The sequence below is a fragment of the Aeromicrobium sp. Leaf272 genome, assembly GCF_001422865.1.
GTDB lineage: Bacteria > Actinomycetota > Actinomycetes > Propionibacteriales > Nocardioidaceae > Aeromicrobium.
Genome location: NZ_LMMY01000009.1, coordinates 439,256 through 449,947 on the forward strand (window position 1 = coordinate 439,256; position 10,692 = coordinate 449,947).

The 10,692-nt window shown below is 73.8% G+C and carries 10 protein-coding genes; 3 read left to right on the plus strand and 7 right to left on the minus strand.

The genetic code is table 11. The features are described 5' to 3' along the window. Positions 1 to 191 precede the first annotated feature (191 nt). The 4 genes from ASF38_RS03735 to ASF38_RS03750 form a co-directional block, all read right to left on the minus strand. Complete coding sequence (locus ASF38_RS03735; protein WP_056573709.1) at positions 192 to 2,876, minus strand: chorismate-binding protein; 2,685 nt, start codon at positions 2,874 to 2,876, stop codon at positions 192 to 194. Positions 2,877 to 2,901: 25 nt separating this feature from the next. Further along, positions 2,902 to 5,007 carry a DNA polymerase III subunit gamma and tau gene (locus tag ASF38_RS03740; protein ID WP_200914390.1) on the minus strand — a complete coding sequence of 702 codons (2,106 nt, stop codon included), beginning with the start codon at positions 5,005 to 5,007 and terminating at the stop codon, positions 2,902 to 2,904. A gap of 114 nt (positions 5,008 to 5,121) precedes the next feature. Next, entirely contained in the window at positions 5,122 to 5,709 is a 588-nt protein-coding gene (locus ASF38_RS03745) for an LON peptidase substrate-binding domain-containing protein (RefSeq protein ID WP_055963124.1), read from the minus strand. Between the two features lie 19 nt (positions 5,710 to 5,728). Further along, positions 5,729 to 6,742 carry an alpha/beta hydrolase gene (locus ASF38_RS03750; protein WP_055963121.1) on the minus strand — a complete coding sequence of 338 codons (1,014 nt, stop codon included), beginning with the start codon at positions 6,740 to 6,742 and terminating at the stop codon, positions 5,729 to 5,731. Positions 6,743 to 6,954: 212 nt separating this feature from the next. Between ASF38_RS03750 and ASF38_RS03755 the strand changes: the two genes are divergently transcribed. Then, positions 6,955 to 7,887 (plus strand): iron-containing redox enzyme family protein, encoded by a 933-nt coding sequence (locus ASF38_RS03755; RefSeq protein WP_055963118.1) that lies wholly within the window; start codon positions 6,955 to 6,957, stop codon positions 7,885 to 7,887. Continuing rightward, positions 7,884 to 8,099 carry a CDGSH iron-sulfur domain-containing protein gene (locus ASF38_RS03760; RefSeq protein WP_055963115.1) on the plus strand — a complete coding sequence of 72 codons (216 nt, stop codon included), beginning with the start codon at positions 7,884 to 7,886 and terminating at the stop codon, positions 8,097 to 8,099. Before ASF38_RS03755 ends, ASF38_RS03760 begins: the two co-directional genes overlap by 4 nt. A gap of 24 nt (positions 8,100 to 8,123) precedes the next feature. Here the strand turns inward: ASF38_RS03760 and ASF38_RS03765 are convergent, their stop codons facing one another. Beyond that, complete coding sequence (locus ASF38_RS03765) at positions 8,124 to 9,224, minus strand: alcohol dehydrogenase catalytic domain-containing protein (RefSeq protein ID WP_255353805.1); 1,101 nt, start codon at positions 9,222 to 9,224, stop codon at positions 8,124 to 8,126. A 168-nt stretch (positions 9,225 to 9,392) separates the two neighbouring features. Here ASF38_RS03765 and ASF38_RS03770 point away from each other — a divergent pair, with 168 nt between their 5' ends. Further along, positions 9,393 to 9,902, plus strand: a complete 510-nt coding sequence (locus ASF38_RS03770; protein WP_056573715.1) for a hypothetical protein — start codon at positions 9,393 to 9,395, stop codon at positions 9,900 to 9,902. A 46-nt stretch (positions 9,903 to 9,948) separates the two neighbouring features. Here ASF38_RS03770 and ASF38_RS03775 read toward each other — a convergent pair whose 3' ends face one another. Then, a complete protein-coding gene (locus ASF38_RS03775; RefSeq protein ID WP_055963107.1) occupies positions 9,949 to 10,134 on the minus strand; it encodes a hypothetical protein in 186 nt (61 codons plus the stop codon). Between the two features lie 75 nt (positions 10,135 to 10,209). Continuing rightward, the coding region (locus tag ASF38_RS17835; protein ID WP_162237292.1) for a sigma-70 family RNA polymerase sigma factor at positions 10,210 to 10,692 on the minus strand (483 nt) is incomplete at its 5' end.

Here is a 10,692-nt window from a genome sequence, read left to right on the forward strand (position 1 = left end):
GCAGACCGTCTTTCGCCTCGTTGTACGGATACCTATCGATGAACCGGTCGAAGTCTCCGGCGGCGTCGAAGATGCCACCCGATGGGTCGGGCAGCCCAGCGACCACATCGCCGGTCTCGTCGCGCAGTTCGACGTAGATACCCACGCACACCATTGTCCCGGAGGGCGCGGTTCACGCCTGCGCAGCTGTCTCAGGACCGTTGTGACAGGAAGGTGGCGAGGAGGTCGTGGCCGCGGGTGGTGAGGATCGACTCGGGGTGCCACTGCACGCCCTCGACGGGGTGGGAGGTGTGGCGCAGGCCCATGACCACGCCCGAGGCGGTGCGGCTGGTGACGACCAGCTCGGGCGGGAGGCTCGACTCCTCGGCCACGAGGGAGTGGTAGCGCGCCACGGTGAGCGGCGAGGGCAGGCCTGCGTGCACGCCCAGCCCGTCGTGGTGCACGAGCGACGGCTTGCCGTGCACCACCTCGGCGGCGCGCACCACCCGCCCGCCGTAGGCCTCGGTGATCGCCTGGTGCCCCAGGCACACCCCGAGCAGCGGCGTGGTGGGGCCGAGCCGGCGCACCACGTCGACGCTGATCCCCGCGTCGGCCGGCTCCCCCGGCCCGGGCGAGAGCACCACGTGCGTGAGGTCCCCGGCCTCACGGGCGTCCACCAGCTCCTCGACGGTGACCGCGTCGTTGCGCACCACCTGCGCGTCGGCGCCGAGCTCGCGCACGTACTGGACGAGGTTGAAGACGAAGGAGTCGTAGTTGTCGACGAACAGCACCCGCGCGCGGGTGCCCCGTCGGGGTGCGAGCGGCCGCTCCTGCTGCGCCGGAACGCCGGCGGACAGGTCCTCGGCGACCCGCCGGGTCACCGGACCGGGCGCCTCCCAGGCGCCGACGCCGACGACCTCACGCACGGGGACCGCCCCGCGCAGCGCGTTGGTGACGAAGACCTCCGACGCGGCGGCCAGGTCGGTGGTGGTGAGCCGACGCTGGTGGAGCAGGACACCTGCGGCGAGCAGCGCGTCGACCACCCGGGCCCGCTGGGTGCCCGGCAGCACGCGCCCGTCGAGCGGCGGCGTGTGCACCCCGTCGTCGAGGACGCAGAAGACGTTGGTGCGCCCGCCCTCGAGGACGGAGCCGTCGACGTCGAGCACCAGCACGTCGTCGGCAGCCTCGCGCGAGGGGGCGGCGGAGAGGTCGAGGGGTCCGCGGTCGACCCACTTGTCGGCTCCCCAGCCGCCCGGCACGACCACGGGCGACAGGCACCAGGTGGCGGGCGCCTCGACGAGGGGGGCATCGACCATGCGGACGCCCACCGGCACCGGGTCCTCACCGACCCGCTCGGGCTCGGCCGGGACGGCCTCGATCCGCAGCCGGTGCCGCCCGGCGCCCAGGGTCGCTGCCCGCCGGGCGACCGCGTCGTCGAGACCCTCGCGCACGGTGGTGCCGTAGACGGCGCGCACGCTCGCGTCGAGCCGCGCCAGGTGCGCCTCGACGTCGACCGCGCGACCGTCGCGGACGAGGACGGTGGTGAACACGCCGCGGCGTGCGTCGGCGGCCGACCCGACCGAGCCGTGCACGGGTGTGGGCCGGGGACCGACCGCGGGAGCCACGTCGTCGGTGAGGGTGCCTCCGATCGCCGCAACCACCGGCGCGGCCTTCACGAACACCTCGGCCAGCTCCGCCGCCGGCTCGGAGTCGGCGACGATCCCCCCGCCGACGCCGAGCCACGCGCGACCTTCGGCCACCTCGACGGTGCGGATGACCACGTTGGTCTCCAGACCTGCCAGGGGGCTGAGGTGCCCGATGGCGCCGGTGTACGCCTCGCGGCCGGTGACCTCCAGCGCGGCGGCCACCTCCATGGCCCGGACCTTCGGGGCACCGGTGACCGATCCCGGAGGGAAGGTGGCTCGCAGCAGCTCGGCGTCGCCGACGCCGGGGGCGAGACGACCGACGACGTCGGACACCAGCTGCCACACCGCATGCCGCTCAGGACGCACCAGGGCGGGGACCCGCACGCTGCCCGGGGCGCTCACCCGGCCGAGGTCGTTGCGCATGAGGTCGACGATCATGACGTTCTCGGCGCGGTCCTTGGCCGAGGCCACGAGCGCTCCGACCGTGGCGGCGTCCTCGCGCGCGTCGAGACCCAGCGGCGCCGTCCCCTTGATGGGCGAGGTGAGCACCTCCTGGCCGGTGCGCCGCAGGAACAGCTCGGGCGAGAAGGACAGGACGGCACCGTCCGGGCTCTCGACGTAGGCGCCGTAGGCGGGTCGGAGCCGTTCGGCGCCGGCACAGAAGACGTCGAGCGGATCGCCCTCGAACGAGGCCTCCAGCCGGGCGCACAGGTTCACCTGGAACAGGTCGCCCGCGTGCACGTGCTCGACGGCGCGCGCCACGGCGGCCTCGTGCTCGGCGGGCGACGGCGTGAGCGTGAACGCGCCCACCCGGTGCTCCCGCGAGGGCGGGGGCGGTCCGTCGAGCAGGTCCAGCACCGGTGCGACGTCGGCGTCGCCCAGCCACTCGAGCCACCACGTGCCGCGGGTGCGCCGCAGCACCCAGGCGTAGAACGCCAGCTGGGCGTCGGGACGCGGCACGGGGCGCGACCTCGGCTCCGGGACCCGCTCCACGCGGCCACCCAGCCGGTAGCCCCACAGGCCGATCCACCCACCGCCGAACCCGGCACCGGCGTCGTCGACGACGACCGGGAGGGGCAGGTCGAACGGGTCGTCGACGTCGGGGTCGAGCACACGGACCGGGTCGCACGCCACGAGCGCGTCGCCCTGGTGCCACGAGCCGACCAGACCCACGACCCGGTCGCGGCCGCGCAGCCGCCGCAGCACCGCGAGGGGGTCGTCGTCGAGGTCGAGCCGGCGGCGACGTGCCACCAGGGCGGATCCTTCGGCGGCACCGTCAGCCGTGGTCGATCTCATCGATCACCCGGGCACCCAGCTCCCGGCTGAGCAGCTGCTCGGGATCGGTGCCCTGGTCGACCACCGGGTCGTCGGGGTGGGCGGACGCGTCGGGGTCCTCCGGCGGGGCCATCGAGGCCGGCTCGCGCATGGCCTGGCGCACCGACTCCGGTGCGCCCACCCCGCGGCCGGCGTCGCCACCGGTGGCCGGAGCGGCCTGGGCCGGCGGCGTGGGAGCCGCAGCCTGGGGCGATGCCGGCGCGGGGTTGCTCGCCGCCCGCGGGTCGGCCGAGGGGTCGACGATGGCGTCGATCCGCCACTGCACCCCGATCACCTGCTGCAGCGCCTTCTGCACGTACTCGGCGGAGCCGCTGGCCATGAAGGAGTCGCGGGCGCCGCTGTTGACCAGGGCGATCGTGAGGGTGGTCCCGTCGAGCGCCTGCACCTGCGCGTTCTGGCTGAGCATGATCCAGGTGAATCGGCGCAGGCCCTTGACCACCTCGAGGATTTCGGGCCAGAGCCGACGCACGTCGGCCACGCTCATCCCCCCGGCAGGTGGCGAGGCCGGCTGGGCCTCGGCGGCGGCCGGCTCGGGCTCGCGGGTCGGAGGCTGCGACGGGGCCGGCTGGGTCGCGGCCGGAGCCGCCTGCTCGGGCGCCGGGCGATGGGGCGCCTCCTGCGACGGCTGCGGCGTCGACGGCGGGGGTGGCTGGTGATCCGGCTCCGGCGGCTCCTCGACGTCCCAGGGCGGCGCGTCGTCGACGGGGGGCCGGGCCGGGTCGGGGGCGGGCGTCTGCCGGGCGGGGGCGCCCTGTGCCGGAGCAGCCTGCGCGGGGCCGGGCTGCGCAGGTGCAGGCTGGGCAGGTGCAGGCTGGGCAGGTGCAGGGGCGGCCGCGCTCGGCTGGGCGTCGGCCGGGGCGTCGGCTCCCGTGGCGGGGACCCCGCCCATGGAGAGTCGCTTCTCGAGCCGGTCGACGCGGGCCACGACCCCCGAGGCGTCGGAGGCCGGCACGAGGATGCGGGCACACATCAGCTCGAGCAGCAGCCGAGGAGCGGTGGCACCGCGGAACTCGGTGAGCGCCGCGTTGACGAGGTCGGCCATGCGGGTCAGGTCGGCCGGGCCGAACGACGTGGCCTGGCTCTGCAGCCGCTCGGCGCGGTCGCCGGGGACGTCGAGCAGACCGGTGGCCAGCGCGTCGGGCACGGCGCGCAGCACCACGAGGTCGCGCAGGCGCTGCAGCAGGTCCTCGGCGAAGCGCCGCGGGTCCTGACCGGACTCGATGATCTTGTCGACGACGCCGAACACGGTGCTCCCGTCACCCGCGCCGAACGCTGCGACGGCCTCGTCGAGCAACGAGTCGGGGGTATAGCCGAGCAGCTGGACGGCGAGGTCGTAGGTGACGCCCTCGGGCCCGGCGCCGCCGAGGAGCTGGTCGAGCACGCTCAGGGTGTCGCGCACGGAGCCGGCGCCGGCGCGCACCACGAGCGGCAGGGCCGCCGGCTCGAGCCGCACGCCCTCGGTCTCGCTCAGCTGGTTCAGGTAGTCGCCCAGCGCCTTGGGCGGCACGAGCCGGAAGGGGTAGTGGTGGGTGCGCGACCGGATGGTGCCGATGACCTTGTCGGGCTCGGTGGTGGCGAAGATGAACTTGAGGTGCGGCGGCGGCTCCTCGACCAGCTTGAGCAGCGCGTTGAAGCCCTGCGGGCTCACCATGTGCGCCTCGTCGATGATGTAGACCTTGTAGCGGCTGCTGATGGGCGCGAAGAAGGCCCGCTCGCGCAGGTCGCGGGCGTCGTCGACGCCACCGTGGCTGGCGGCGTCGATCTCGATGACGTCGACGCTGCCCGGCCCGCCCCGGGCGAGGTCGCGGCAGCTCTGGCACTCGCCGCAGGGGTCCGAGACCGGCGCCTGCTCGCAGTTGAGTGCTCGGGCGAGGATGCGGGCGCTGGTGGTCTTGCCGCAGCCTCGAGGCCCGGAGAACAGGTAGGCGTGGTTGACCCGGTTGGCCGCGAGCGCGTGCCGCAACGGGTCGGTGACGTGCTCCTGACCGATCACCTCGGCGAACGTCTCGGGACGGTACCGGCGGTAGAGGGCGAGAGGGGCATCCACGCGCCTGAGCCTAGGACATGGCGCCCACATCGCCGAGGCCGTCGTGGAGGGTCCCGGCGGACCCGGTGCGCGCCCGACTCCCTGTGTCGCCCGAACGACGTCGAGAGGCAGGCCCTAGCTGCCTGGGCCGAAGGCCTCGTGCATCTGGACCGCCTGGTCGTAGGCGTCGTCGACGGCGGAGAGGAGCTGACGGGCGCGGGTGGAGCGCAGCAGCGCGAGCCGGTCGTAGGGACCGAGCGGGCAGGCGTCCGCGAGGTGCCAGCAGGCGGCGAGCAGACCGTGCGGAGGCGGTTCCGGCGCCATGATGCCCAGACGCAGCGACGCGGCGACCGCACGGTCGTGCACGGCGGCCACCTCGGCGCGGTCGACGTCGGGCACCAGGTCGGGGAGGTCGCGCACCCGGGCCCGCGGGTACGGGTCCTCGGGAAGCCAGCCCTCCACCTCGACGCGGCGTCCGCCCTGCACCACCATGCCGACGTCGGACTCTCGCGGCTCGGCCTGGACGATGCGCCCGACCGTGGCCGTGGAGAACCGCGCGTCCCCGCCGCCGGCCTCGTGGCCGCGCTCGATGAGGACGAAGCCGATCTCGGGCTCCTCGGCCTGCAGCACGTCCTGCAGCATCTCCAGGTAGCGCGGCTCGAACAGCCGCAGCGGCAGCAGCCCGCCCGGCAGCAGCACGGTGCCGAGCGGGAACATCGGCATGGCACTCACGGGGACAGGTCTACCCCACCGGGGCGTCCCCCGCAGACGACACGATCGCGGTGGCTCGCAGCCAGGCGTCAACGGCGTCGTAGGCGGCCTCCCGCGGCTCCTTCAGCGAGAGGAAGACGTCGTGGCGGGCGTCGGGGATCGGCAACGACGTCACGGCGTCGCCGAGGCAGCCGACCCACCGAGCGATCTGCTTGACGTCGAGCACCGCGTCGGCGCGGTCGACCTGCTCGCTCCACGAGCGGGCGAACCGGGTCTTGTCCGAGCGCAGCACCAGCGACGGCACGCCGACGTCGAGGCCGCGGTGCAGACGCGCGTGTCCGGCCCGGACCGCACCGAGCCACCCGTAGGTGACGCGGAAGCCGTCGAGCGGCTTGAGCACGGTGTCGTAGTCCCACTCGCCGTGTCCGCTGACGTGCAGGCTGCTGCCGTACGCGTCGGTCGGCGGCAGCTTCATCACGTCGAACGGCTTGATCCGTCCGACGCCACGGATGGCGAGCGTGCCCACCGTCCGCATCCACGGCTTGCCCTGCAGGTCGAACCATGGGCTGTTGAGCACCAGCCCGCTGATGCCCGCGCCGCGCGAGCCCCCGGTACGCTGGTTGAGACGGTGGAGCCACAGCGGCAGCACGAGCCCTCCCGTGGAGTGGCCCGACAGCAGCACCGGACCCCCGGGCACCTCCTCGCGCACCACGGCCAGAGCACGGTCCAGCTCGGCGTCGTAGAGGGCGAGGTCGGTGACGTGGTGAGCCGTCTGGCCCTCCCGACGCGAGCGGCCGCACTTGCGCAGGTCGAGGGCGTAGAACGCGAAGCCCCGGTCGACGAAGAACTCCGCGAGCTCCTTCTGGAAGAAGTAGTCGCTGAACCCGTGGACGTAGAGGACGGCTCGCTCCGCGGGCACGGATCCGGTCCAGGTGCGGCGCACGAGCGTGGCGAACACCTCGCCCTGGCCGTCGGGGTCGTCGCCCAGCTCGAACGTGCGCTGCTCGTAGCCCTCGCCCAGCATGTCGGGCTGCCAGTCGCTCATCGTGCCTCCTCGGGGTCCGAGGAGACTCTAGAGGACCGGGCCCACCCCAGAGGCGTCGTTCGTCGAGGCCGGCTGTGCGGAACAGGGGCGGCGCGGCCCGGCCCCGCACTGCGTGAGGCGGGCCGGGACCGCGTCACCCACCTCTCACGTACCCGGCGAGCACGGAGTCAAACCTCACGTGTCGCGGCACCTACCCGGGGTACGTCAGGGTCATGAGGATCCCCACGCCGTGCGGCCCGGTCAGCCAGGCCGTGCACGACCACCTGACGATGCTGCGCCCGCTCCCCGACCTCCTGGACGCACCGGCACCGACCACCCGTGACCACGCCCTAGCGCTCTGGACGCTGTACGAGCTCGCGTACCGCGGCTTCGACGGCGTCGACCCCGACCTGGAGTGGTCGCCGGAGGTGCTGAGGCTGCGCAACCGTCTGGGTCGTGACCTCGAGGCCTGGCTGCGCGAGGCGTTCGCGGCCTCCACCGGCCCCCGCGACCTCGCCGGCCTCGTCGAGGCCGACGGCGACGTCCCCGGCGTCGCCCGATTCGTCCGCGAGAGCGCCGACGCCGACGACGTCCGGCGCATCCTCGTCCAGCGCAGCATCTACCACCTCAAGGAGGCCGACCCGCAGTGCTTCGTGCTCCCGCGGCTCGGCAACGCCGCGAAGGCCGGGCTGGCCGAGCTGCAGTACGACGAGCTCGGCGACGGGCAGGCGGACCGGCTGCACGCGCACCTGTTCGAGCAGGCGATGGAGGCGGCGGGGCTCGACCCGACCTACGGCGCCTACGTCGACGACGCGTCCGAGGAGACGTTGACGCTCAGCAACGCGATGTCGCTGCTGTGCCTGCACCGACGCCTGCGGCACGCGGCCCTGGGCCACCTGGCGGCCTTCGAGGCCACCAGCTCGCTCCCGAGCGCCGACATGGTGCACGGCCTGCGCCGTCTCGGCTTCGACGAGACGGTCGCGCTCTACTACGACGAGCACGTCGAGGCGGACGCGGTGCACGAGCACCTGGCCCGCACGCTCTGCGAGCTCGAGACCGGTGGGGACCCGCAGCTCGAGGACGAGGTCGGGTTCGGCGCCTTCGTGTGCGTCTTCGTCGAGGAGCGCTGCGCCGTCGACCTCCTCGGTGCGCCGGTGCCGGCATGAGCGACCGCAGGGAGGCGATGATCCGCGGGGCGCAGGCCGGCCCTCGCCTGGTGCGCGGCCTCGGCTTCGTCGTGGCGCCCGACGGGACGGCGGTGCAGGCCCAGCGGCCGGTGGTCGCCCTGTGCCGCTGCGACGCCACGGCGCGCGGCCCCTGGTGCGACGGGACGCACAAGCTGATCGCCCGACGTGCCGCGGCCGGCCCCCACCCGTGAGGGGGAGCCGGCCGCGCGCGTCCCTCAGAGGCTGGGGTCGAAGACGACCTTGACGGCGCCGTCGTCCTTGCGCTGGAAGATGTCGTACGCGCGCGGCGCGTCCTCCAGCGACAACCGGTGGGTGGCGAAGGACTCGAGGCCCAGCGGGTCGTCGGCGCGCTCCGCGAGCGGCATCAGGTCGTCGACCCACCTCTTCACGTTGGCCTGTCCCATCCGCAGCGTCACCTGGCGGTCGAAGAGCTGCTGCATGGGCATCGGGTCGTGCGTGCCCGTGTAGACGCCCGACAGCGAGACCGTGCCGCCGCGGCGCACCAGCTGGGTGGACAGGTGCAGCGCGGCCAGCCGGTCGACGCTGGCCGAGGTCATGGCCTGCTTCGCCAGGCCGTCCGGAAGGAGGCCGACGGCCTTCTGCAGGGCCGACGGAGCCGGCGATCCGTGCGCCTCCATGCCGACGGCGTCGATCACGCCGTCCGCGCCACGACCCGACGTGAGCTCGAAGACCTTCTCCACCACGTCGTCATCCTCCACGTGCAAGGTCTCCACACCACGCTGCCGCGCACGCTCCAGCCGCTCGGGGACCAGGTCGATGCCGATGACCCGGATGCCCTGGTGCAGCGCCAGCCGCGCAGCCATGTCGCCGATCGGGCCGAGCCCGACGACGACGAGCGTGTCGCCCTCGTGCACGTCGGCGTACCGGACGGCCTGCCACGCCGTGGGCATCACGTCGGACAGGTAGACGTATCGCTCGTCGGGCAGGTCGGGACCCACCTTGATGGCGCCGTAGTCCGCGTGCGGCACGCGCAGGAACTCGGCCTGCCCACCCGGGACGCTGCCGTACAGCTCGCTGTAGCCGAAGAGGGCCGCGCCGGTGCCGTGCTCGCGGACCTGCGTGGTCTCGCACTGCGTCTGCAGTCCCTTGCGACACATGAAGCAGTCACCGCAGGCGATCTGGAACGGCACCACCACGCGGTCGCCGACGGCGAGGTTCGTGATGCCGGCGCCGACCTCCACCACCTCGCCCATCGTCTCGTGACCCAGGACGTCACCGGTGTTCATGAAGGGACCCATCACCTCGTACAGGTGCAGGTCGGAGCCGCACAGGCCGGTCCTCGTCACCTTCAGCACGACGTCGCCCGGATCCTCGATGCGAGGGNTCCTCGCGTCGGTGGTGTTCCTCCGACGCGTACCCGCCGGGCGCGAGACCATGCGTGGCATGGCCCGACCGGGAGCGGGTACATGCTGGGCACAGACCTCGACCACGAGCGGGACAACGCCCGCCCCGAAGGAGCACCCATGCCCTCCCCCATCTCCGCGATCGTGCCGGGCGGCTCGCCGATCGCGCACCACGTGCACACGCACCTCGCCGGCTCGGCCGCAGGCATCGACCTGTTCGACCGCAGCGCCGACGCGCAGCTCGATCCCGACATCGGGAACACGGTGCGCGAGATGCACGGCGAGCTCGTGGACGAGCGACGCCGGTTGCGCCGCATGGCCGACGACCTCGGTGTCGGCGAGTCCAAGGCGCTCACGCTCGCCGCCCAGGCCGGCGAGCGGCTCGGACGCCTGAAGCCCAACGGCTCCCTGACGCAGCGGACCGACATGACCGACCTCGTCGAGCTCGAGGCGATGCGCACGGCCGTCGCGGGCAAGCGCGCCGGGTGGCAGGCGCTGCTGTCGGTCGTCGACGTGCACCCGGCGCTGGACCGCGCGGAGCTGGAGGACCTCGTGGCCCAGGCCGAGTCGCAGCAGGACCGGCTCGAGCAGGCTCACACCCAGGCAGCGGCCCGGGCGCTCGTGCGCTGACCGGCGGCCGGGTGGGTGTCCGCCCTCCCCGGCCGCCCCGTCCAGGTCAGGACGACGCGTCGTCGCCCTCCTCGCCACCGTCCTCGTCGTCCTCCAGCTCGGAGGCGTCGAGCGACGGCTCTGTCGGGGGAAGGTCGGCGTCGGGCTCGGTGTCGGGCGACGTCGCGGGGTCGACCGGTGCGTGGTCGTTGGTCCCGGGACCGGACTGGGGGCTGCTTCCGAAGGTGCTCATGTCCCAGGACTACCCGCGATCGGCCTGCTTCACACCTCGACGACGCACCGACGAACCCGGCGCCTCGCCGAGGGGTCAGCCGTCGAGCGGTCCGATGCGCTCGCGCACCCGCTGCAGCACCGCCGTCAACCGGCGCGAGACCTGCATCTGCGAGACCCCGAGCTCAGCGCCGATGTCGCGCTGCGTGCGGTCCTCGACGAAGCGCATGTGCAGCAGCCGACGGTCCTGCTCGTCGAGGGAGCGCAGCGCCGGCATCGCCGTCTGGAGCCGCTCGACCGCCTCGTGCCCGGGATCGAGCGCTCCGATCCGCTCGTGCGCGAAGGTGCCGTCGGCGGGCGACGGCACGTCGAGTGACCGGGGCGCGAAGGCGTCGTGCGCGGCGTCGGCCTCGCGGACCTCGGCCACGCCGATCCCGAGGCGCTCGGCGACGTCCTCGGCGCTCGGCTCGTGCGTGCCGGTGCTGCGCAGCTCGTCCCGGGCGGCCGTCACCGACATCTGCAGCTCCTGGAGCGAGCGCACCGGCCGGATGGTCCAGCCGCGGTCACGGAAGTGTCGTCG